Annotated in this window: 18 protein-coding genes; 11 read left to right on the top strand and 7 right to left on the bottom strand. The window is 43.3% G+C overall.

Annotated features, from left to right (window positions below):
• The first annotated feature begins 25 nt into the window (after positions 1–25).
• The 5 genes from CGC64_RS09285 to galB are packed head-to-tail and all read left to right on the top strand — an operon-like array spanning position 26 to position 9,945.
• Entirely contained in the window at positions 26–3,001 is a 2,976-nt protein-coding gene (locus tag CGC64_RS09285) for a SusC/RagA family TonB-linked outer membrane protein (protein ID WP_005677619.1), read from the top strand.
• 23 nt (positions 3,002–3,024) lie between these two features.
• Positions 3,025–4,602, top strand: a complete 1,578-nt coding sequence (locus CGC64_RS09280; protein ID WP_005677618.1) for a RagB/SusD family nutrient uptake outer membrane protein — start codon at positions 3,025–3,027, stop codon at positions 4,600–4,602.
• Between the two features lie 23 nt (positions 4,603–4,625).
• Positions 4,626–6,389 (top strand): DUF5114 domain-containing protein, encoded by a 1,764-nt coding sequence (locus CGC64_RS09275; RefSeq protein WP_022042058.1) that lies wholly within the window; start codon positions 4,626–4,628, stop codon positions 6,387–6,389.
• Between the two features lie 13 nt (positions 6,390–6,402).
• Positions 6,403–7,497, top strand: coding sequence for a glycoside hydrolase family 53 protein (locus CGC64_RS09270; RefSeq protein ID WP_005677615.1), 1,095 nt, complete (start codon positions 6,403–6,405; stop codon positions 7,495–7,497).
• Complete coding sequence (gene galB / locus CGC64_RS09265; RefSeq protein WP_005677614.1) at positions 7,498–9,945, top strand: beta-galactosidase GalB; 2,448 nt, start codon at positions 7,498–7,500, stop codon at positions 9,943–9,945.
• A 130-nt stretch (positions 9,946–10,075) separates the two neighbouring features.
• Here galB and CGC64_RS09260 read toward each other — a convergent pair whose 3' ends face one another.
• The 3 genes from CGC64_RS09260 to CGC64_RS09250 are packed head-to-tail and all read right to left on the bottom strand — an operon-like array spanning position 10,076 to position 13,655.
• Positions 10,076–11,107 carry an endonuclease/exonuclease/phosphatase family protein gene (locus CGC64_RS09260; RefSeq protein WP_005677613.1) on the bottom strand — a complete coding sequence of 344 codons (1,032 nt, stop codon included), beginning with the start codon at positions 11,105–11,107 and terminating at the stop codon, positions 10,076–10,078.
• A 27-nt stretch (positions 11,108–11,134) separates the two neighbouring features.
• Positions 11,135–11,821, bottom strand: coding sequence for a potassium channel family protein (locus CGC64_RS09255; protein WP_005677612.1), 687 nt, complete (start codon positions 11,819–11,821; stop codon positions 11,135–11,137).
• 4 nt (positions 11,822–11,825) lie between these two features.
• On the bottom strand, positions 11,826–13,655 hold the full coding sequence (locus CGC64_RS09250; protein WP_005677611.1) for a TrkH family potassium uptake protein: 1,830 nt from the start codon (positions 13,653–13,655) through the stop codon (positions 11,826–11,828).
• Positions 13,656–13,789: 134 nt separating this feature from the next.
• Here CGC64_RS09250 and CGC64_RS09245 point away from each other — a divergent pair, with 134 nt between their 5' ends.
• From CGC64_RS09245 to CGC64_RS09235, 3 genes are all read left to right on the top strand, one after another.
• Positions 13,790–15,160 (top strand): TrpB-like pyridoxal phosphate-dependent enzyme, encoded by a 1,371-nt coding sequence (locus CGC64_RS09245; RefSeq protein WP_005677610.1) that lies wholly within the window; start codon positions 13,790–13,792, stop codon positions 15,158–15,160.
• Between the two features lie 278 nt (positions 15,161–15,438).
• On the top strand, positions 15,439–16,173 hold the full coding sequence (locus CGC64_RS09240) for an anti-sigma factor antagonist (protein WP_005677608.1): 735 nt from the start codon (positions 15,439–15,441) through the stop codon (positions 16,171–16,173).
• 10 nt (positions 16,174–16,183) lie between these two features.
• Entirely contained in the window at positions 16,184–16,597 is a 414-nt protein-coding gene (locus tag CGC64_RS09235; protein ID WP_005680360.1) for an ABC transporter substrate-binding protein, read from the top strand.
• On the opposite strand, the gene CGC64_RS09230 is transcribed toward CGC64_RS09235, so the two are convergent.
• Both CGC64_RS09230 and CGC64_RS09225 read right to left on the bottom strand, forming a co-directional pair.
• Positions 16,521–17,690 carry a PDC sensor domain-containing protein gene (locus tag CGC64_RS09230; RefSeq protein ID WP_032855163.1) on the bottom strand — a complete coding sequence of 390 codons (1,170 nt, stop codon included), beginning with the start codon at positions 17,688–17,690 and terminating at the stop codon, positions 16,521–16,523. The two genes, CGC64_RS09235 and CGC64_RS09230, sit on opposite strands and share 77 nt — an antisense overlap.
• 12 nt (positions 17,691–17,702) lie before the next feature.
• Positions 17,703–18,260: an ABC transporter substrate-binding protein gene (locus CGC64_RS09225; RefSeq protein ID WP_229127093.1), complete on the bottom strand. Its 558-nt coding sequence runs from the start codon at positions 18,258–18,260 to the stop codon at positions 17,703–17,705.
• 8 nt (positions 18,261–18,268) lie between these two features.
• Here CGC64_RS09225 and CGC64_RS09220 point away from each other — a divergent pair, with 8 nt between their 5' ends.
• The 3 genes from CGC64_RS09220 (at position 18,269) to nfo (ending at position 20,524) form a co-directional block, all read left to right on the top strand.
• Positions 18,269–19,081 (top strand): PP2C family protein-serine/threonine phosphatase, encoded by an 813-nt coding sequence (locus CGC64_RS09220; protein ID WP_005677606.1) that lies wholly within the window; start codon positions 18,269–18,271, stop codon positions 19,079–19,081.
• Positions 19,082–19,093: 12 nt separating this feature from the next.
• Positions 19,094–19,501, top strand: coding sequence for an ATP-binding protein (locus CGC64_RS09215; RefSeq protein ID WP_005677603.1), 408 nt, complete (start codon positions 19,094–19,096; stop codon positions 19,499–19,501).
• 189 nt (positions 19,502–19,690) lie between these two features.
• Positions 19,691–20,524, top strand: a complete 834-nt coding sequence (gene nfo / locus CGC64_RS09210) for a deoxyribonuclease IV (RefSeq protein WP_005680354.1) — start codon at positions 19,691–19,693, stop codon at positions 20,522–20,524.
• Between the two features lie 79 nt (positions 20,525–20,603).
• Here nfo and CGC64_RS09205 read toward each other — a convergent pair whose 3' ends face one another.
• Complete coding sequence (locus CGC64_RS09205; protein ID WP_005677601.1) at positions 20,604–22,175, bottom strand: ClC family H(+)/Cl(-) exchange transporter; 1,572 nt, start codon at positions 22,173–22,175, stop codon at positions 20,604–20,606.
• 87 nt (positions 22,176–22,262) lie between these two features.
• Positions 22,263–25,013, bottom strand: coding sequence for a TonB-dependent receptor (locus CGC64_RS09200; RefSeq protein ID WP_032855162.1), 2,751 nt, complete (start codon positions 25,011–25,013; stop codon positions 22,263–22,265).
• Positions 25,014–25,051: the final 38 nt, after the last annotated feature.

The following is a 25,051-nucleotide window of genomic DNA, read 5'->3' as shown; positions in this document are numbered from 1 at the left end:
ATCTATTATCAATAACACATTAATTATGAACAGGAATATCTTAAATCTACGCCAACTGACTGTACTCCTTATATTGTGTACAGCCTTTTTAGGAGGTATCATTCCTGCCTTTGCCCAACAGGGCGGCAAGAAAATCACCGGACAAGTGATTGATGAGAACAAAGAACCGATGATCGGAGTAAGTATCCTCATCGTGGGCACTTCTACCGGTACGGTTACCGACTTTGACGGTAACTACACATTGAACGTACCGCAGGGCAACAAAGAGTTGCAATTCTCTTATGTGGGATATGAGACTAAAATAGTTGCCCTTCCTACAAGCGGCTCTGTACTGAACGTACAGATGAAAAGTGATTCACAGGTATTGAGTGATGTAGTTGTTATCGGATATGGAACGCAACGAAAAAGCGACCTGACCGGTTCGGTAACAAACGTCAGCAGCAAAGACTTCAATATGGGACTGGTCAGCTCTCCCGAGCAACTGATTAACGGAAAAATCTCCGGCGTGCAGATTATGTCCAATAGTGGTTCGCCTACGGCGGGAAGTACCATCCGTGTGCGTGGCGGTGCCTCACTGAATGCCAGCAACGACCCGTTGATTGTTTTGGACGGTGTTCCTTTGGAACAGGGTGGTATCAGCGGGAACGACGGAAACTTTCTGAGCCTCATCAACCCGAACGACATTGAAAGTATGACCATTCTGAAAGATGCTTCTTCCACCGCTATCTACGGTTCGCGTGCATCCAACGGGGTAATCCTTATCACTACCAAGAAAGGGACTTCGGACAAACTGCAAATCACATTCAGCACTACCAACTCCATTCAGACACGCACCAAACTGGCGGATATGTTAAGCTACGACCAATTTGTCAACACGATTCGGACACAAGGAACTTCTGCCCAGCAAGCTCTGTTGGGAACAGCCCGCACGAACTGGAACGATGAGATCTATCAGAATGCTTTCGGTACGGATAATAATCTGAGCGTCTCCGGAAAGATTGCCAAGAACTGGCCGTTCCGTGTGTCGGTAGGTTATTATAACCAAAGCGGTCTGCTACGCACTGATAATGCGGAACGCTATACGGGAAGCATTATGCTGACTCCCTCTTTCTTCAAAGACCACCTGAAGCTGAATATTAACGCCAAGGGTTCTATCAACAACAATACATTCGGCAATACAGACGCTATCTGGGCAGCCGCTACCATGAACCCGACCATTCCCGTTTATTCAGGACTGGATACCTTCGGCGGATACACGGAAGCGACAGACAACACAGGCGCCCCTGTCAACGGCGCCGTAATGAATCCCGTAGGACTTATCAAGATGAATGATTCTCAAAGTAACGTAAGGCGTTTTATCGGAAATGTCGATGCGGATTACCGTGTTCACTTCTTCCCCGATCTGAAACTGCACGCTACACTAGGCTATGACTACGCACAAGGTAAAGGTAGCGTATATGTTCCGGCAGAAGCGGCACAGAACTACAATACTTCCGGTCTGGATTACAGCTACGGCCCCGAAAAGAAAGAGAACCGTCTGCTTACCTTATATGCCAATTACAACAAGCTCGTCGAATCTATCAAGAGTAGCTTTGACGTGACAGCCGGTTACGACTATCAGTACTGGAAATCGACTACACCGCTTTATAGTGAAATGAACACGTTGGGAGAGATACAAAAGACATCCAAAGCGAAGGATGAGCGCCACGTGTTGCTCTCCTACTACGGCCGTCTGAATTATTCTTTCGATTCACGCTATATGCTGACTACGACTATCCGCCGGGACGCCACTTCCCGTTTCGCCAAGAATGTACGTTGGGGTACTTTCCCTTCGGTAGCTTTAGGCTGGAGAGTGACAGAAGAATCTTTCCTGAAAGACAATAAAGTATTGAGTAACTTGAAGCTCCGTGCCAGCTATGGTGTGACCGGACAGCAAGACGGTATCGGCAATTATAATTACCTGCCTATTTACACTCAAAGCCAAAACGGTGCGGAAGCCAGCATGGGTAACGGATACATTCATACCTACCGTCCCAGTTCCTATGTGCCCGATTTGAAATGGGAAACAACTACTTCCTGGAACGTCGGATTCGACTTCGGCTTCCTGAAAGACCGCATTACAGGTAGCTTCGACTACTACACCCGCCAAACAAAGGACTTGATTGCCACGATTCCCGCCGCAGCCGGGACGACCTTCGATCGTAATATCACTACAAACGTAGGAAATGTAGACAGTCAGGGTATCGAATTCAGCATAAACGCAACCCCTGTTCAAACTAAAGACTGGAACTGGGATATCAGTTTCAATATGACATGGCAAAAGATGAAAGTAAAGAACCTGTCTCTCGTAGCCGGTGCTGCCGCAACTAATACTTCGGTCGGCCCTTATATTGACAGCTATCAGGTACAGACGTTGACCGAAGGATATGCCCCCTATATGTTCTACGTCTATCACCAGCTCTATGACGAAAAAACCGGGAAGCCCGTAGAAGGCGCTTATGTAGACCTTAACGGAGACGGAGAAATCAATACGGAAGATTTATACCGTTACCACTCTCCCGCTCCTGACTATATCCTCGGTTTCAGCACTTCCCTACGCTGGAAGAAATGGACGTTGAGCACCAGCCTGCGTGCCAATATCGGTAACTATGTTTACAATGCTATGGCTATGAATGCCGGAGCCTGGGAAACAGTGAGCTACAACTCTTATCAGTTGAACAACCTGTCGAGTAGTTATCTGAAAACCGGCTTCAAGTCCCGCCAATACTTGTCCGATTACTATGTGGAGAATGCTTCTTTCCTGAAAATGGATAATCTGTCATTGAACTATAACTTCGGGCAGATTTGTAAAGGATGCAGCTTGAATGTCAGTGCAATGGTTCAGAATGTATTCTGTATCACGAAATACAGTGGTGTAGACCCGGAAGTCCCCAACGGAGTGGATAATTCCTTCTACCCCCGCCCACGTACATTCTCACTTAACGTAGGTTTCAACTTCTAATTACTTTTAAAAACAAGCGAATCATGAAAAAGATATTATATACAGCTTTCTATTTTTGCAGCGCATTGTTGTTGAGTTCCTGTATAGGCGATTTGGACCAATATCCGCATGAAGACGAAACATCTTCCACGATCTACACAAGTGCCGATAACTATAAAGCCGTTTTAGGGAAAATATACGCTGCTATGGTAACCACCGGTCAGGAAAAGGGCGGTGATCCGGATTTGAGCAGTAACAGCGGTCAGGATTATATGCGTTGCTTCTTCAATCTACAAGAATGTGGAACAGATGAAGTAGCTTCTACCTGGCTGTCGGGTGATAACGTTACCGGTCTGACTTACTTGAGCTGGGACGCCAATGACCCTTGGGTATCGGATATGTACTATCGTATTTATTACAACATTGCATTATGTAACGAATTTCTTCGTAATGCTACGGATGAGAGCATTGCCCGGTTTACGGAACAGGAACAGACTGAAATTCGCCATTACCGTGCCGAAGCCCGTTTCATGCGTGCCTTGTTCTATTATCATGCAATGGATTTGTTCCGCAACATCCCGTTTGTAACAGAGAACGACCCGACTGTCGGCTATCTGCCACCACGCTACACGGCTGCACAAGTTTTCAGCTATATTGAATCGGAACTGACAAGTATCACAAGCGATATGCTCGACAGAGCCAACTGTCCTTACGGACGGGCTTCCCGGGGAGCTGCTTATACCTTATTGGCCAAGCTGTATCTGAACGCGGAAGTTTACATCAATACACCGAAATATACCGAATGTATCAGTGCTTGTAAAGAGGTTATCAAGCAAGGGTATTCATTGGAAGATGATTACAGCAAGTTATTCAACGCTGATAACGATAAACGTACTGCTAACGAAATCATCTTCACTTTGCCGGTAGACGCTACGCATACCGTTTCGTGGGGCTCTTCCACTTATATTGTCTGTGGTGCGGTTAGTAATACTTCGGATTTGCAGAAGCCGGAAGATTACGGAGTGAAAAGCGGTTGGGGTATGTTCCGTGTACGCGGAGAAATCCCCTCCCTGTTTACCGGAGAAGAAGATAAACGGGCCATGTTTTTCACTGATGGGCAAACACTGAACCTGGATAAGATTGACGACCAAAGTAACGGTTACTTTGTAGAGAAATGGACGAACCTGACGGATGCAGGAGAAACAGCTTCCAATACCGCAGACGGTGGCGTAAACACGGATTATCCTTTGTTCCGCCTGGCAGATGTATATCTGATGATAGCAGAAGCCTTTGTACGAGGTGGAAGCGGAACAACAGCAACGGAAGTTGTCGGTTATATCAACCAAATCCAAGAAAGAGCATACGGTGACGACAGCAATAATAAAAACGCAAGCCAAATCAATCTATCGTTTATTTTGGACGAACGCGCCCGCGAACTTTATTGGGAAGGACATCGCCGTACCGATTTAATCCGCTACGGAGTATTCACTACCAATGGTTACTTATGGCAATGGAAAGGCGGAGTAAAAGAAGGAACAGCGGTAAACAGCCGGTACAATATTTACCCGATACCGACTACCGAGTTAACCGCCAACCCGAACCTATACAATGAAAACTATTAATCATGCTTATTCGATACAACAATATGAAAAAAATAAATACCCTGTTGGCTTTACTCTCCGCACTCCTTTTATTAGGAGCGTGTGAGAAAGACGGAGAGAAATTCTATCTCTCCAGCCCGGTGGAGAGTGACTTAATCGCTTCTACCAATGCCGTTGTACTGACGGAAGCTACTGCCAAGCTTTACGCATTATCCCTTGCCTGGAGCGACCAGACATTGCAAATCAGCGACCCGAGATATCAAGCGACCAGCGGCATTCAAACTACCGTACAAGTATCCCGGTCTGAAGATTTTTCGGGCAGCATTATCGAATCTACGGAAAACGGAGTATCCAAAAGTTATACAGTCGCCGCTCTGAACATCATTGCTTACAAACTAAATGCACCGGCTGAAGAAGCCGCTCCTCTTTATTTCCGACTGGCAGGAAGCAATGGCAGCAACATCGCTCCTGTATATAGCAATACAGTGGCAGTCACAGTGACTCCTTATCCTATTGATATGCATTACGCCAGCATTATCAACAAGGGTAGCGGTCAAGATTCCGGTCAGGATTTCTATTCGGCAAATGCTGACGGACAATATAGCGGATTCTTCGGGGCAGCGGCTTGGGAAGGCATTTACGTACAGGAAGCAGACGGAACAACCTGGCATACAGCCCAATCCGGTGGAGTAGGAACTCCATTCTTGTTGACAACAGACGCAGCGGAAGGAACATGGGATATGTGGTTCCCCGGTCAGTCGGGATGTTATTTCGTGAATGTAAATACCGCTCAGAAACAATGGAACGCCTTACTGATACCCGAACTGAATGTAAGCGGCATAGAAGGTATCAATATGCAATACAGCCGTACAGATAACCAATGGAAAGGTGTATTTACGGGTACGGAAGGTACGAATATCAACATTCAACTTCAAGGAACAGGTAAGTTTTACAACAATACCAGTGTCAGCGGTTCCGATAATGCCATTGACGATACAAAAGCCAAAGATACCCCATTTGCTTTCGGTGGAACTGCCGGACAACTGACATTCAGTACAGGTGAGACTGCAACAGCCGGAAATATAACGGTAAGTGTTCCGGCTACGGGAGAATGTACGCTGGTTATTGACCTTAATAATCCCGAACAATGGACTGTTAGCGTTACGGAAGGTGGAAGTAGTGAACCTACTTATCCTTCTTATCTGGAAATGCAGGGTGTAGGAAACATGGATGGAAAGGGTTGGTTAGCTACATTAAACCCTGTTTACGACAATAGCGGCGAACATCACGGAAGTTATCAAGGTGTTTACCAAATGACTAATGGTTGGGATAATTTTAAGATTGTAGACCAAACAGCCGGTATCTGGTATGGATGCGACTCCAACGATGAATACAAACTGGCGGACGGCGGACAGAATATCTGGTTCCACCAGGAAGAATGTCGTACTTTCATTGTCACAGCCAGTCTGGCCGACATGACTTGGGGAGCAACAGAAATAACCCAAATCAATGTCTGTGGTGAGTTTAACAATTGGGATTTAAACAAAGATTTGATGACATACGATGAAACAAACAAAGTTTGGAAAGCCACCGTTATCATTGATAATCTGGGCAATAACTACGGTTTCTACTTCCTGCTTAATAATGCAGAAAACGGTTTGGTATGGAACTGGGCATTAAAGGGAAATAAAGAGAAACTATACTTGACCGACAGTAATGGAAGCGGAAGTATTGTTCCTGCTGAAACCGGTACTTATGCAATTACCCTTGACATTGCTTCCCTAACATTTACTATGGATAAACAATAATCAACAGAACATTATGAAACGATTTAAACAGATTCTATTCATAGCTTCCGCCCTACTTGGCGGAAGCCTTTTCACCGCTTGCAGCGATGACAATGACACACCGGTCTTCCCGGAAAAGGAAGAAGTAACTTATGATATGTCAGGTTTCGCCAGAGGAGCCGATGTCAGCTGGTTAACGGAAATGGAAAGTTCCGGATATAAGTTCTATACTGCCGAAGAAAAAGAACAGGAATGTATGTCCCTATTGCGTGATTTAGGTATGAATGCCATTCGCCTGCGTGTATGGGTAAATCCGGAGAATGACACTGATGATGTGAGAGGTTGGTGTAACAAAGGAGATGTATTGCTCAAAGCATGGAGAGCCCATAACTTGGGCTACCGTATCATGATTGACTTTCATTACAGCGACCGTTGGGCTGATCCTTCACAGCAAGCTAAACCCCAAGCATGGGCAGATTACTCCGTAGAGCAATTGAAGCAAGCTATTGCCGACCATACGAAAGATGTACTCAGTGCATTGAAAGAGAAAGGTATTGACGTGGAATGGGTACAAGTGGGTAACGAAACACATCAAGGAATGTTGTTCCCTACCGGACAAACTACAAGTGAAGAAGGAAGGGTTAATTTCGCATCATTTGTCACAGCGGGTTACGATGCTGTAAAAGAAGTCTATCCGGAAGCCAAAGTTATTGTTCATCTTGACCAAGGAAATAATGCCAGCCTGTACAATAGGATCTTCGGCTACTTACACGAAAACAATGCCAAATGGGACATCATCGGTATGTCACTTTATCCGGACATATCAACCGAAGACGCACACACACCGGACGACTGGGAAGCGATGAATAATGATTGTATCGCCAATATGAAAGCGTTAATAGCCAAATACAATACTCCGGTAATGATGTGTGAAATCGGTATTAGTTGGGATTACGAAGAAGCGGAAGCCTTCTATACAGACTTCGTTACCAAAGCCAAACAAGTAGACCAATGTCTGGGAGTATTTACCTGGGAACCTCAATGTTACGGTAACTGGAAAGGTTATAGTAAAGGGATGTTCGATGACAGTGGCAAACCCACCAATTCATTTAATGCTTTTAAGAGATAAATGAACATGAAACACCAAAAACAGTTAGCAACTGCACTTTTGTTGGCAGCTGCTTGCAGCCTGCAAGCACAGCGTAGCGAGACATTGCTCGAAAAGAACTGGAAATTCAGCAAAGGAGATATCAAAGAGGCCAGTCAGCCGGAGTTTAATGACACCCAATGGGAATCAGTCGTCCTTCCACATGACTGGGCTATCTTTGGTCCTTTCGATATGAACAATGATCTTCAGAATGTGGCCATCACACAAAATTTTGAGGAAAAGGCGTCTTTGAAAACAGGACGCACAGGGGGACTGCCTTATGTAGGTTCCGGCTGGTACCGTACTAGTTTTGATACTCCCGCCGACAAAGAAGTGACTCTGCTCTTTGACGGTGCTATGAGTGAAGCCCGCGTTTATGTGAATGGTAAGGAGGCTTGTTTCTGGCCCTTCGGTTACAATTCTTTCCATTGCAATGTCACTCCTTTCCTGAACAAAAACGGAAAGAGTAATACACTGGCCGTACGGCTGGAAAACCGTCCGCAATCTTCACGCTGGTATCCGGGAGCGGGCTTGTACCGCAATGTACACCTGATTGTTACTGATAAAATCCACGTGCCTGTATGGGGAACACAGATTACGACTCCTCATGTCAGTAAAGAATTTGCAGCCGTACGCCTGCAAACGAGGATAGACAATGCCGGTGAAAAAACACAAATCCGCATGGAGACGGAAATTCTTTCCCCAGACGGAAAAGTGGTTACCCGCAAAGAAAATACCGGCCGTATCAATCACGGACAGCCGTTTGAACAGAACTTCATCGTAAATGCACCTGAACTCTGGTCGCCGGAAAACCCGTCGCTCTACAAAGCGGTTTCTAAAATCTATGCAAATAATAAGTTGGTAGATACCTATACGACCCGCTTCGGTATCCGCAGTATTGAATTTATCGCCGATAAAGGTTTCTACCTGAACGGAGAACACCGGAAATTCCAGGGTGTATGTAATCATCATGATTTAGGTCCGTTGGGAGCAGCTATCAATGTAGCGGCACTCCGCCATCAACTTACTCTTTTGAAGGATATGGGTTGTGATGCTATCCGTACATCGCATAATATGCCGGCTCCGGAACTCGTTGAATTATGTGATGAAATGGGATTTATGATGATGATTGAACCGTTTGACGAATGGGATATTGCCAAATGCGACAACGGTTATCACCGTTATTTCAACGAATGGGCAGAACGCGATATGATAAATATGCTTCATAATTACCGCAACAATCCTTGTGTAGTGATGTGGAGTATCGGTAATGAAGTACCTACTCAATGCAGTCCTGTCGGTTATAAAGTGGCCAAGTTCTTGCAGGATATCTGCCACCGTGAAGACCCTACCCGTCCCGTGACTTGCGGTATGGATCAAGTGTCTTGTGTGCTTGCCAACGGCTTTGCAGCCATGATTGACATTCCGGGACTTAATTATCGCACACAGCGTTATAAAGAATCTTACGACCAGCTTCCGCAGAACTTGATTCTTGGTAGCGAGACGGCTTCCACTGTCAGTTCACGCGGAGTCTACAAATTTCCGGTAGAAGAAAAGAAAGGTGCCAAATATGAAGACCACCAATGTTCTTCGTATGACGTGGAAGCATGTCCGTGGTCGAATATCCCAGATGAAGATTTCGCCTTAGCCGATGATAACCACTGGACTATCGGACAATTCGTATGGACAGGATTCGATTATTTGGGCGAACCTTCACCATATGATGTCAATTCATGGCCGAATCATAGTTCTATGTTTGGTATTATCGACCTTGCCAGTATCCCTAAGGACCGCTATTATCTCTACCGTAGCGTATGGAACAAAAATGCAGAAACGCTACATATCCTTCCTCATTGGACTTGGCCGGGACGCGAAGGTGAAGTGACCCCGGTATTCGTATATACCAACTATCCTACTGCCGAACTGTTTATCAACGGAAAAAGCTACGGTAAACAAAGCAAGAATAACAGTTCTTTAAAGAGCCGTTACCGCTTAATGTGGATGGATGCCGTATACGAACCGGGCGAAGTAAAAGTTGTAGCCTACAATAAGGACGGAAAAGCAGTAGCGGAAAAGACAGTACGCACTGCCGGAAAGACTCATCATATCGAACTGGTCAGCAACCGCAACGAACTGACAGCCGATGGAAAAGACCTCGCCTACGTCACTGTGAAAGTGGTAGACAAAGATAGTAACCTCTGTCCTACCGATAGCCGCCTGATTCACTTCTCCGTAAAAGGAGCCGGTAAGTTCCGGGCTGTTGCTAACGGCGACCCTACCAATCTGGAACAATTCCACCTTCCGAAGATGCACGCTTTCCATGGAATGTTGACAGCGATTGTACAGGCAGGAGAGATTGCCGGAGATCTTGTACTGACTGCCAAGGCAAGTGGAGTGAAAACCGGAACAGTCCATCTTCAGGCAAAATAAAAGGGTAAAATTATAAGAAATAGAGAAATCCATCCTACCCTATACTATTATTTAGGCACAGATTACCCTGTTGCTTTATGCAATCATAGTTCTAAAACCGTGTAATCTGTGCCTAAAATATTAAAGTCGATTATTTACAGATAAATGTCACTAGCAATCCCTTATGGTCTGTCGGCCACACATCAAGCGGTACTATGAATTCATCTTTTGATGTTTCCTCTACACGTTGAGAGCGGACAATAGATTCTTTCGGACCAAACAAAACGGCTTTCTTTGCTTTCAATCCTTTTCCTTTATAGAAGATAAAATCAATACGATCCCGTTCGTCCGCTTTAGGAGCCCATGTTATCTTTTCCGGAGTTTTTGCCAAGTTATCCGAAGGATAGGTAAATCCCGGATGCGTCAGAGGATTGGGATAAATCTTACGGTAGCTGTCAATAAAGCCAGCTTCTTCCAACAAAGTGGTAACTGTCCAGGGTACAACAAAGCCGTTGTGGTCGTACAAGTTCTTATTTTTCTCAATCCAATCGCGATGGGAAGGTTCGTTGAAGTCTCCTCCCACGATCACCCGATAGCCGTTTGCAAGGTCTTTCTCAGCCTGGGCGATAAACATACGAATCGCATCATCCCGCTGAGAGGCTACATTGACTTTCATAATTTCATCTACTGACGCCGGCAGTGGAATTTCTTTCCAGGTAGAGCCGTCATAGCCACGGGCGTTATAATATGCACAGTCCAGATAATCCAGGTGGGCAGTATAAACCGCTACCTTCTTTCCGTTCACGGAACTTGTTAGACGATAAATACTTCCATGGTCATTCTTTTCCGGAAAAACCGTCAAAGAGTCCGTGATAGGATGCTTGCTTAGTAAACCGGTATCATAAGTATAAAAAGAATAATACTTCAGTCCCTTTTCCTGAAGTGAAGCGCACACACGTGCCGTGAAATTCGTTTTATTGTAATTCCTCACCTCACTGAAAGTCACAAAGTCAGGCTTCAGACGGACTATCTCATTGATAATAGCATCATATCCGCCTGGTATCATGGTACCTTCCTGCCATACATTCCATTGCAACACTGTAAATTCATTACTCTTTTGTGCCTTCACAAAAACAGAAACCAGCAACAAAATAGCCGGTAATAGTAGTCTTTTTAATCGCATTTTTTTATATTTAAAGATGAATAATAATCAAATAGCTTTCCAAAAGGATTGGAAGTCACGATATTTACCGTAGCACACCAATTCATCCCCTTCTTCTACTTTCTCGTCCCCCGGAAGTTCATTCTTCACATGAAGCTCCATTAAAGAAATACCCAGACAATTAGTTACTTTATCCGCCCGCTTCAATCCGATTAGTTTTAAGTGAAATTCTTCGTCCAGATTCAACTCATTGACAAAGTATCCTACAAACTTTTTCGGGACTGTAAACTTGACGACATAATATTCCGAATCGACACGGAAAGCTTCCACGCTTGTTCCAAAATCCAGCAGTTGCACCAGACTGCGGGCCGCATCTTCTTCCGGTGTCAATATCTTCTCCAAGCTGAATGCTTCAAGCACGGCTTTATGCACCATATCAATGGCACGGGCATAGATATGAGCAACCTTCTTTTGTTTCAGCAAAGCAACCACACGCACCGATGCGCCGAAATTCTCACCTATGGCGACAATCACTATATCGACACTGTTCAGAGGAAGCACGGACAAAGCCTGTTCATCCGTTGCATCAATCACAAATGCAGTAGCAACCTTATCTTTTATACTATCTACGCGGCTTTCACTAATATCCGCACCAATAATCTCGTGTCCCAGTGCCGATAACTCTTCAGCCAACACACGACCGTAGTTTCCTAAACCGATAATAATGTACTTCATATCTTTAGTTTATGATAATGTTATCACTCGGATAACGGTATTTTGTATTCTTTTTCTGTTTGATAATTCCCAGCATTAACGTTATCAAGCCCACACGCCCGATAAACATCAACAACGCCACTAACAATTTACTTGCATCACATAAATTAGGTGTCAGATTCAGACTAGAACCTACCGTACTAAGTGCCGACACACATTCGAAAGTCAATGCCATTAGAGAGGCTTGCGGTTCCAGTATACTTAATATAAAGATAAAAAGAAACAGTACGCCCAACGACATAACCACTGTCGCATTAGAACGACGGATAGAATCATGAGAAAGTTCCCTTCCGAATACCTCCACCCGTTCCGAGCCACGCAACACGGCCACAAGATTCAGGACAACCACTGCAAAAGCATTCACTTTCACCCCACCGGCAGTAGATTGAGCACCACCACCAATCCACATCAGCACTAAATAGACCAACAAAGTCTGTACACTCAAAGAAGCTAAATCAACACTGCTGAAACCAGCCGTCCTCGGACAAGTAGCATTGAAGAAAGCCTGCGTCCACTTATCTGCAACAGGCATACCGGCAAACGAAGCATTCCACTCAAAAGCGGCAATCGCCAATGTACCGGTTACCAAAAGCAGAAATGTCATAATCAACACAATCCTCGTATTCAGATTATACAAATGCGACACCTTATGCCTTTCTAACTTGCGCGTACGTACAAACTTCCAGAAATGACGCAAATGATACAGTACAATATCTTTGAAATTAACCAGAATAGGAAAACCGATACCTCCCAGAATAATCAGAAAAGAGACGGAAATAAACAGCCAGTTATGGTTGGTCATTACCATAGAGTTTCCCAAATTACCGGAAAGTGTAGAGAAACCTGCATTACAAAAAGCGGAAATAGAATGGAAAGCAGCAAAAGCCAGTTCGCCTTCCAAAGTCATTCCAAGTGTTCCGTGGATGCTGAACCAGATAGAAATCATGCCGATACCTTCAATCACCAATGTAAATCCCAAGATATATAATAACGTGGACAATAAGGAGCCCAGCGAATTGGAGCTAACCATATCACGTACCACTAACTGATTGTAAAGAGAAGTATTTCCCATAAAGAACATAGCGAAGAAACTGGTCAATGTCATTACACCTAATCCTCCTACCTGGATCAGCAGGATGATAACAACAAGTCCGCCGGTAGTAAATGTAGTCGATACGTCAACGGGCACCAGCCCCGTCACACATACCGCACTGGTAGCCGTAAACAATGAATCCACCCAGGTAATGCCATTCACCGTGCATCGTGGCAACATCAATAACCCCGTACCAATCAGAATGATAGCCAAAAAGCTGACTGCCAATATCAGAGAAGGATTAGTGCGACGCCCCAACAAACGGACCAGTCCGTTGGACAAATTCAGAAAAGAAAAAATTAGTAATAAGACAAGATGATAAAACTTCCCGTCCAGAAACTCCCAAAATTGCAGGATTGCCCCTTCTTCTTCCGGACGATGAAAAATGACCGGTATCAAAGTCAGATACAGCAAACCGCTCAAAATCCAGGCCAACCGCCGGTATTGTTTCTTTGTACTTCTATATTCAAGTGAGATATGAAGAGTCACATCAACCAGAAAAATAATCCATACAGCCTTATACAGGACCTGAATTTTCGCCACTTCATCAACCGATAGCGGAAAGCCATGTTCGTAAATCACTCCGACGATCAACAACAAAGACGCCAGATAAGTAAGTGCTTCTACTAAACCCAATAAGATACGTACATAAGGTTTCAGTAGTTTGTTCTGATACAACAAAAACTTATGATAAATCTTCATATCGCATTTTTTATATAATGCCGTGCAAACTTAACTAAAATAACAATCGAATCCGATTCTTTGTTGACAAAAACATCCGAATATTAAAAATTTTGTCTACATTTGGCAGCGGAAAACTAAAAAACCACAATATTATGAGTGACAAAAGAAAACGGTATATCCTGCCGGAAGAAGAAATCCCACACTACTGGTACAATATTCAGGCTGACATGGTCAATAAGCCAATGCCTCCTTTGCACCCGGGAACAAAACAGCCGCTGAAAGCGGAAGACCTGTATCCTATTTTCGCTAAAGAACTGTGTCATCAGGAACTTAACCAGACCGATGCATGGATTGAAATCCCGGAAGAAGTCCGTGAAATGTACAAATACTACCGCAGTACTCCGCTTGTTCGTGCTTACGGACTGGAAAAAGCGCTCGGTACTCCGGCACACATTTATTTTAAAAATGAAAGTGTAAGCCCTATCGGCTCTCATAAGTTGAACTCCGCTTTGGCACAAGCTTATTACTGTAAAGAAGAAGGCGTTACCAACGTGACTACCGAAACCGGTGCCGGACAATGGGGTGCCGCTCTTTCTTATGCAGCCAAAGTTTTCGGACTCGAAGCTGCCGTTTATCAGGTGAAAATCAGCTACGAACAGAAGCCTTACCGCCGTAGTATCATGCAGACTTTCGGAGCACAGGTTACTCCTTCTCCGTCCATGTCTACCCGCGCCGGAAAAGATATCCTGACTGCACACCCTACTTATCAGGGTTCACTCGGAACAGCTATTTCCGAAGCTATCGAACTTGCTCAAATGACTCCTAACTGCAAATATACACTCGGTTCCGTACTTAGCCATGTTACCCTTCATCAGACAATTATCGGTCTGGAAGCGGAAAAACAGATGGAAATGGCCGGTGAATACCCGGATGTAGTAATCGGATGTTTCGGAGGCGGTTCCAACTTTGGTGGTATTTCCTTCCCTTTCATGCGTCATAACATACTGGAAGGCAAGAAAACCCGTTTCGTTGCCGCCGAGCCCGCTTCTTGCCCGAAATTGACACGCGGCAAGTTCCAGTATGATTTTGGTGATGAAGCCGGATACACCCCATTACTCCCGATGTTTACATTAGGACACAACTTTGCTCCGGCTCATATCCATGCAGGCGGCCTTCGTTATCATGGTGCAGGTGTCATCGTTTCACAATTACTCAAAGATAATCTCATGGAAGCGGTAGATATCCAGCAACTGGAATCGTTCGAAGCCGGTTGCCTGTTTGCACAAATGGAAGGTATTATCCCTGCTCCGGAGTCCTGCCATGCTATCGCAGCAGCCGTTCGCGAAGCCAATAAGTGCAAAGAAACAGGAGAAGAAAAAGTAATCCTGTTCAACCTTTCTGGGCATGGGTTGATTGACATGGCTTCTTACGACAAATATCTGGCAGGTGATTTGGTGAACTACTCATTAACCGACGAAGATATTCAAAAGAACTTGGATGAGATAGGCGATTTAGCTAAATAGTCTTCTGATTTCAACATCCGAACAATAAAATAAGCCCGGCATAAGATACCGGGCTTATTTACTTTTCATTACCATATCTCTGAAAAAGAAAGTTGTCCAAATAAGATTTCATGCTAAAAAATGATTTATCGGCTAAAAGATGTCCTTTCCTAAAGATTTTCGCCAATATCGGAAGGATTTCATCTGAATTAATTTCCTATTCTTAACAGAAATCCGTACTTTTGCGCAGCATTCAATCAAACAAAAGCCATACAAATATGACACGCTACTTAAAAAACATGGAAAAAGAAATTATCATTGATAATCAGTTGGATGAAGTTGCAAGAATTGCTCTATTTATCGAAGAATTAGGAATGTCATTACAATTACCGGCAAGTATCACAATGAGCCTCAACCTCGCTATTGAAGAAGCGGTTACCAATATTATCCGTTACGGCTACCCTTCCAATAAAGAAAGTGAAATCATCCTTCGAACATCTGTTGCTCCCGGAATGCTGGTTACACAAATTATAGACGACGGAATTTCCTTCGATCCTACTGCCAAAGAAACATCTGACAATGTACAATCTCTCGACCAACAACTGACACAAGGCCTGGGACTTTTCCTGATCCGGCGTACAATGGACAAAGTAGAATATCATTCCACAGATAATCATAACGAATTAATTCTTACCAAGAATATAGATATGGACTTCAAGCCTGAAGCTACTTTGAAAACCAATCTATGCCAAATAGAAGAAGTGACGATTCTCACTATTGAAGGGCGTTTGGATACAGCAAATGCCAATACATTCAATACAGTATTACAACCTCTTTTAGCTAGTAAAACTCCAAATATAATTGTGAATTGCGAAGGCTTATCATACATTAGCAGTTCCGGTTTGCGAAGCCTGATTACACTGCAAAAGAGTGTCATGCAACATGGAGGTCAACTTGTCCTGGAGGCGATGAAACCAGAAATACGTAAAATATTCGATATGACCGGATGCTCCGGACTTTTTACAGTACGCTAACTCATACTGTATGAAAGTAATCCGCATCATAGCCTACATCCTGCTACTATCTGTATTTTCATTAATAAACGTAGTTCATGCACAGTCTGTTACACTTATCCCCAAATGGACGGCACAGGCACAATTTGCAGGCTACTATGTAGCGGAGAAAATGGGCTTCTACAAAGAAGAAGGACTTGATGTACACGTGAAACATCCGTCTCATTCGGAAAACTCATTCCAGTATCTTAAAGAAGGAGAGCCGCAGGCAGTTATCACCAATCTATCACAAGCGTTAATGGAATACTTTGCAGGAAAACGAATTGTAAACATCCTGCAAACTTCACAGGAAAACAGTTTGATGCTAGTCAGCCACTCACCATTAAAAGGAATTCCGTCATTACAACACAGAGAAATTGCAGTATGGAATCATATAAGTCTTTGATTTCATCATTCGAGCGGACTAGGGGTAGTGTCACGTCAAACCGCCCTGTGGCAATTTCACGAGCGGATTCCGAGAATTTCTCTAATGGACGGACTAAACGCCGGATAATACTGTATACAATAAGTAGTAGTATCAGTATACCGCCCAGAAAAGTATAAATGATTTTTCGGGAAGTATTGTCCAGCTCCTGAAGAATAATACGGCTCGGACATACCGTGCATACTGACCAACCGATTTGGGGAATAGTAGTATAGAATGCGTATGAATCATTTCCTTGGTTGTCGAAGCGTATAGTACCTGTATGACCGGCCAGCATTTCACGTCCTATCTGTTCCTGTGAATGATTTTCTGTGGCAAAGGCTTCGGAAAATATGGTCTCATTCATTATTTTATCCCGGTCTGCATGAGTCAGAAAACTTCCGTTGCGGCTGATTAAGTAAGTATAACTGGAGGGATATGGTTTCAGGAGACTGATCGTATCGGTGAATTGCGTCAGGGATATACTGGCGATAAAGACAGCGAACAGTTCGCCACGGTTGTCATACAAAGGCTTTGAGTAAGTACTCATAATGATATTTCCGCCTCCGTCGTCATAATAAGGTTCACTCCAGTAGGCTTGTTTCTGCATTTTAGGGATAAGATACCAGTCCATACAAGGATAATCATAATTCTGACTGCCTAATACCTGATAGGTTACATGATTTGTTTTGTTATTGAGCGAAGCATAAGGCATAAAATACTTGCCTTTTTCTTTATAGTAGTTTGGGGTGAAAGCTATGCCGCTTTTGACAATAAGTGGATTATTCTTTACGACTGATTCGATGATAAGATGCAATGAATCCGGCAGGTTTATGTTTCTTTCCAATACCCATGTAGATTGATTGATAGTTGTTTCTACCGACATTAGCTGGCTGCTGATTTCTGTTGCTATGTTACTCAATAATCCGTGAGTACGTTCAATGGCGTAACTCGTTACCTTTTCATGGTTATAATTGTAGAACAATGCCATGATAGTAGCAAAGACGATCAACGTGAATGAGAAAACGTAGATACTTAACCGGGTTGCAAAAGAATGGGAAAATATGTGTTTCATGTCGTGAATTGGTTATTTTACAAAGTCTTCGTAACGAATACTTTTTTTCTTTGGGATGTCTGGTGGCAGTAAAATATCAATTGCCAGATCGAAACCTTCACGACTTAGCCGATAAGGGCGTTGCCCTGTTTTGTCTGTTTGCAATCGCAGTATTTCTTCCAGCATTTTACGCTGGTGATATCGGTTGGTTCCTATATTGTAATGATGTACCTGCTCCATTACAATGTCAAGAGTCTCTTCCGGGTGCTCGTTCGCCCAGTTCCAGCCACGGATACAGGCTCTGACTAGTTTCTGTATCGTTTCGGGATGCTTTTGATAAAATTCTTCAGTAACGTAAAGTCCATCTTCGGGCAAGTTATATCCATAATCGGCAAAACGCATGATATGAGTAGAATCTATCTGCATTCCACATTCGGCAAGTTGTGGAAACTCGTTATAACTTCCTATCATACAAATATCTACTGCTTTTGATAGAAATAGATTGATACCACTGTTAAACCGTATCCATTCTACTTCAATTTGGTATTTGTTCGCGATTCGGTCGAGTAGTTCCTGAGTAAGATGATTCATTAGTCTACATGCAAAAATCATTGTCGACTTACGTGAATGAACTGAAAGAGACTACTGCAAGCAAAGAACGTATTGAAAGCGAGCTTTCCATAGCACGGGAAATACAAATGGGCATGCTCCCTAAAATATTTCCTCCTTATCCGGATCGTAATGATGTGGATTTGCATGCCATACTGCATCCCGCCAAAGAGGTGGGTGGCGACCTTTATGATTTCTATATGGACGACAATCATCTCTATTTCCTGATTGGGGATGTATCGGGAAAGGGAGTACCCGCCTCACTATTTATGGCTATCACCCGTAGCTTATTCCGGACGTTATCCCAGCATGTACTTTCACCTGCCAAAATAGTTACGGAAATGAACAATTCTATTTCCGACAATAATGAATCCAATATGTTTGTCACCCTCATTGTCGGCATACTCGATCTGGAAACAGGCATACTGAAACTTTGCAATGCCGGTCACAATCCTCCCATACTCATTTATCCTGATGGACAGGTTTCATATTTGGAATTCAAAACTCAAATATTTGTAGGAGTCGTCGAAGATTTTAAATACAGTGATGAAGAAGTTGTATTGGAAAAAGAAAGCAAATTATTCCTTTATACCGACGGAGTGACAGAAGCTGAAAATATAAATAAAGAACTATATGGAGAAGAAAAGTTATTGGAAATGTTATCAGATAATGCCTCGTCGGATGTGCGTACTACAGTCAACGTTGTTGTAGACTCCATTGCAAGCCATGTCAAAGAAGCCGAAGCAAGTGATGACCTCACCATCTTACTAATTCAATATGAACCCGGAACAGCAAACAGTTAAGTTATTATCAGTATGGAAAAAGAAATTAGAATCTCAAACAATTTGAACGAGATAGTAGTTTTAGCCAATTTTATAGAAGAACTGGGCGAGGAACTTTCCCTGCCGGCAGAAACGGTTATGAATATCAATTTGGCACTGGAAGAAGCTGTAGCCAATATTATCATGTACGCTTACCCTCCCAAAGAGCAACATATTATCTTACTGAAAGTTACTTCAACCGAAAAACAACTGATTTTCCTTCTCACAGATAAAGGAGCTTATTTCGATCCCACGCAAGTAGAGGAAGTAGATATCACACTTCCGATTGAGGAACGTCCTATCGGTGGGCTTGGCATTTTCCTGATTCGCAGCATCATGAATGAAATATCCTATCAACGCATCGATAACGAAAATCGACTAATAATGAAAAAAGACATTTAACATAAGGACGAGAAGATATTCCAAACGTGGGAACTCCGGTTCCAAGGCTGGAAACTGGAGTTTCTAACTAAGGAAACCTCAAGAAACTCATGGCTTGCTTTTGAAGAAGAACAATCTTAATTGTTCATTCAAACATTCGTTCCTCTAAAAATGTTATATTTGCAGATTATAATCAAAAAAGAACAAAATATGAAATATATCGGAGCACACGTAAGTGCATCCGGCGGCGTAGAATTCGCCCCCATAAATGCGCATGAAATAGGAGCAAATGCTTTTGCACTGTTCACTAAAAATCAACGCCAATGGATTAGCAAACCATTGAGCGAAGAAAGTATCCGGCTTTTCAAAGAGAATTGTGATAAGTACGGTTTTCAGCCTGAGTATATCCTACCTCACGATAGTTATCTTATTAATTTAGGGCATCCTGAGGAAGAAGGACTGAATAAAAGCCGTGCCGCTTTCTTGGACGAAATGCAACGCTGCGAGCAACTGGGCTTGAGACTTCTGAATTTTCACCCCGGCAGCTCTCTTAATAAAATAGCAACAGAAGATTGCCTGTCACTTATTGCAGAAAGCATTAATATCACTCTGGAAAAGACAAAAGGAGTAACAGCCGTTATTGAAAATACTGCCGGACAAGGCAGTAATTTGGGAAGCGAGTTTTGGCAATTAAAATATATTATTGACCGGGTAGATGATAAAAGCCGGGTAGGTGTTTGCCTTGATACTTGCCATACATATACAGCAGGTTACGATATTGTGAACGATTACGATAAAGTATTTGAAGAATTCGACAAGGAAGTAGGATTCAATTATCTGCGTGGTATGCACTTGAATGATTCGAAGAAAGCACTGGGTACCCACGTCGACCGTCACGACAGTATCGGCGAGGGACTAATTGGAAAAGCATTCTTTGAAAGATTAATGCAAGATTCAAGATTTGATAATATACCTTTGGTACTCGAAACTCCTGATGAAAGTAAGTGGGCAGAAGAAATAGCCTGGTTAAGAAGTGTTGAGTAAAAGACAGATAACAAAAGACATTGATATACAAAAATAGCTGGCAGACAGGATCTATCAGCTATTTATATATAACGAACAGCTAATAAATATTCGCCATACTGACTAAAGGTTCATACAGTTTTTCTATATCCTGTGAATCCATTTCGATTTGTACCTGATCGCCGGGCATTAGTTTCTGCCCTTTAGGAGTCCAGTCCTTCCGGTCGCGATGAACATTAATAATAATACAACGCTCCGGCAGACGAAGCTCATCCACAATCTTTCCGTCCAGATAAGAACCGCTCATGACCTCAACCGATAATGTGTAGCGTGCTTCTTCTTTGAATGCAGGTGAATGAATCATGTCTTCGTATAAAGTCACATTGAGAGGTTTTATTTGAAGCATTTCAGTGAAATAATAAGTTAATCCCCCAACTACGATCGAAGGATAGAATACCTCTAAATGTCCCGTTATCTCGGTTATCAGCACGATAGCCGTTAATGGAGTGCGAACTACTGCCACAAGAAAAGCGGACATACAAATCAACATGATATAACTGATATTCTCGTATGCAATAAGTCCCTGTCGCACCATAATCAATGCTACGATTTGTCCGAGAAGCCCTCCTGTCACCAATGTAGGAATAAAATTTCCACCCGGCAAGCCCGAGGAAAAAGAAAATATGCTAAAAACCAAATGTAATAGCATCATACCGACAATCCAAAGAATATGTGTATCCGGATGCATGGCCTGGGAAAGCAAGAATTGCTCTCCTCCACCGGTCAAATTGAACTCCGCCATAGAGATAAGAAAAGCAATAAAGAGCAGGTACAGCATTTTCACGTATTCCGGATGTTTAATGGCAGGATAGATACGTTTGACCTGAAGTGTGGTAATAGAAAAGAGTTTTCCGAAAATGGAAATTACGGCGGCCAATAGAAGAAACAGTTTCACCTGCCCCCCAAAAGTCATTCCCGGCACAATGGCATCTATATGAAAATAAGGATTCATAGGGAAAATCCAACTGGCGACCCCACCGGCAACCACTCCTGCCAGTAGCGTAGTAATAGCCGTTTTAGGCGCATCGAACCGTTCAATGGATTCTATAACCAGCAACGACGAAGCCAATGGCGCAGCAAAAGCAGCCGCTAATCCGGCACCTGCACCGGCAGCTAATAACTGCTTCCGTTCGCCGCTAAGCACCCGCCCCCATTTGGATACCAAGTATCCCACATATGAACCTATCTGTACGGAAGGTCCTTCACGTCCCAAAGACAGTCCGGTACTTAATGCGAGTATTCCACCTACAAACTTAGCCATCAATTCCCGAAAAGGATGTTTGTAATCAACCCGTCCGTTAATGACTCCACGTGTCTGTGGAATCCCTCCACCCGTAATGAGAGGCATTTTTTTTACGAGCAAGGAAACAAATAGAAGAATTCCCCACATCAGCAGGAAAAGAGGAATATACCAATACCACTTTAAATGGGCATCAAAGAAATCGTGACGAAGATTGAAGAAAAACTGCAATAGATAATGGTAGGGCACTGCAACAAGCCCCGTCAGCAGCCCCACAAAGATACTAACAAAGTAAAGCCGCGCGTCAATCAACTTCAGTTTAAAGATTCGCCAACGGCCCTTATCCTTCAATTTATTGACAAAATCAAACATTCGGCAAGGTTTTCATTGTTTTCACGTACGACAACAACAATCAAAACCCTGCTGTGGTTTTCGGATAAATAGAAATTTAATTCTCAATTATCGCCCCATCATATTCAAACGAAGAATAGCATGCACCATGAAATAGGAACCCAGCGCATTGTAATCAGTATCACGAATAGCAGTGGCAGTAATCGTACGTATCATCGAAACGTCCTGATGAAGAATATCATATATTTTGAAACGGAGCAGTAGTTGTTTCCGTTTCAGAAAGGCTTTCGACAACTGACAATTCCACATCAGGTTTTCGCGGGCATTGCCACTATATCCATAGCCGGAACGTTGAAAACAGGTAAGGTCGCTGAACAGTTCTATCCCCCATGGGAAATAATATTGTACTTCCGTGCCAAAGCGGTAATCGTAAGTTTCGGTACGTGTCTCTTTCACATTATTATGGGAATTGTTGTACAGCAATTCTGCACGGGCACTGATTTCCATTTGCTTCGTGCGGTATGTTAATTGCAAGCGTTGGCGGGCTGTGAGATGTTTCACTGTACTTTTTACAGGAGCTTCTTTATTTATAGTGCTATACCCGTTCTGGTTTCTGTATTGCAGATATGAATATGTACGGAATCGCCAACTACGATTCTTGAAAGGAGTATTGAGAGAAAAAGAGCCCATAGCACGCCAGTTACCGTTCAGATTAAGAGGAGTGGTAGTTCGCACACCGGATTCGCTATCATAGGTCACTTGGTTGGTTATACTATTAATGGTATTCTCCGCCAAGACGGAAGCAACCATATTCCGTTGGTGTTTGGCATTATAGGAGTTGAAATTTAATGTGAAAGTATTCGTATACGAAGGCTTCAGCGAAGGATTACCGACACGGATATTCAACGGGTTGGTGCGGTCCGTCACCGGTTGAAGGTCGCGTATATTCGGCTGACGGCTTTTTCCCCGATATACAATCTGCAAACGGGTACGTTTGGAGAACTTATAACGGAAATTGACGGTAGGAGAAATATTAAAAACAGACTTTCGCAACGGTTCTTCTGCCGGAGTTGCCTTTTCCAGAAGAGAACGGCTGACAGACTTTTGAGGTTCAAAGTCAGCACCGATATTATAATTATATTTCTTACGAGAAGTACGGACCGCAAGATTAAACAGGTGATTACTATACTGATTCTCAAAACAATTGCTTGCGTCCTCGTCATAATCAGGAGCAAATTCTTCCAGTTCCTTGTTCCAGTTGTAGACAAAACGGTCGGAGTTGTTCACCCGATACTGGTAACTGTAACGGAACTGAAGAAAATGAAACCAGGGCAAAGGTTCTACATAAACTAATTGTAACCGATAGTTATACCCCTCCATTCTATCTTCAATCTTTTGATTCTTTACATTCTTAGCATTGTTTTTGAAGTAATGGGTAGTGGAAAGGCTGGTTCTGTCGGTGGAAGATTCATTTGTACCATAATCAACTTTCAAGGCTATATTTCTTCCCATTCGGCTAAGTTTCCGACTAAGTTGCAGCATCATGGTCAGATTATAGGATGAACTATGAGTTGTTCCTGATGATTCCCGCTCATTCAGTAGCACATCATTGCCCCACCCTTGCTGAAAACCGTTACTACTTCTATCATTGGCAGCCGTACGGTATTGAGGGCGAAAAATCAATGTTGTAACAGAATCCATTTTCCACTCCAAGAAAGCATTCGCTACCAAGTTATCGTTTCCCTGTCGATTGTGTCCGGTACTTTCGGTGATAGATTTGTCTTTACGAAGATAATTGTCTACCGTAGTACGACTGTCCTCCAGACGGTCAGTGCCCATATATTGAATGTTCGACCGAAATTTGACGCGCTTCCAGTCATGAGTGGCATTCACTCCCAAAGAACGGGAAGTAGTCAGCCCTTTTTGAGTACGAAGATTACCGGAAGAACTGGCAGACTCCCCCTGCATTTCAGAAAAACCTTGGTTGTTGGTGTTATTCAGATTCCCGATAACAGTCAATTGGGAGTTATCCCGGAAACGGTTTAAAGTATTGGCCAGTTCATAACGGTCTTTACTTCCATAACCACCCATAAAATTTTCCATCCACCCTCGTTTCATATTCTTCTTGACCGACAGGTCGAGAATCATTTCTTCTTCACCATCGTCAATACCGGTAAGACGGGCAAGATCGGACTGGCGTTCGTATGCTTTCAGCTTTTCTATCATCTCTACCGGAAGATTTTTAAGAGCTGCTTTCGGGTCGTCGGAAAAGAATTCTTTTCCGTCCACCAAAATCTTTTTCACTTCCTTTCCATGAATCAGCAGTTTGCCGTCCTCATCTATTTCTCCACCGGGAAGTTGTTTCACCAGTTCTTCCAGCATGGAGCCTTCGGGAGTACGATAAGCCGAAGCGTTAAAGACGGTAGTATCTCCTTCGGTCACCGCCATAGGTGCTTGTCCCACAACAACGGTTTCGTTTAATGAAATACTCTCCGGACTCAAAGATATATTACCCAAAGTGGGTGTCTTATTATTTGCTGAAACAGATATAGTCCGATAAACAGAGGTATATCCGATATAAGAGATATGCAATAGAATAGACTTGCTTTTCGGAATAGTAACAGCTAACTGAAATTTACCTTGTATATCCGTAGCTCCTCCCACTAATAAGATGCTATCCGGTAAAGCCAAAAGCCGGACCGTAGCAAACGGTACCGGCTGATTGGTTTCAGTATCAACAACACGCCCGACAAAACGCTCTTTGCCGGACTGTGCATAAACAGCCAAACTTATCAGTAACAGGACATAACAACTGATCAAACGGTACTGAAAAGAATAAATACGTCTGTCTATGCTCAAGTTGTGTTGATTTAGTAAAACAGAAACTTATAATATAA

This window comes from Bacteroides caccae, from assembly GCF_002222615.2.
Lineage (GTDB): Bacteria > Bacteroidota > Bacteroidia > Bacteroidales > Bacteroidaceae > Bacteroides > Bacteroides caccae.
Note: the sequence above shows the minus strand (reverse complement) of the source record. Positions and strands in the feature narration are given on the sequence as shown.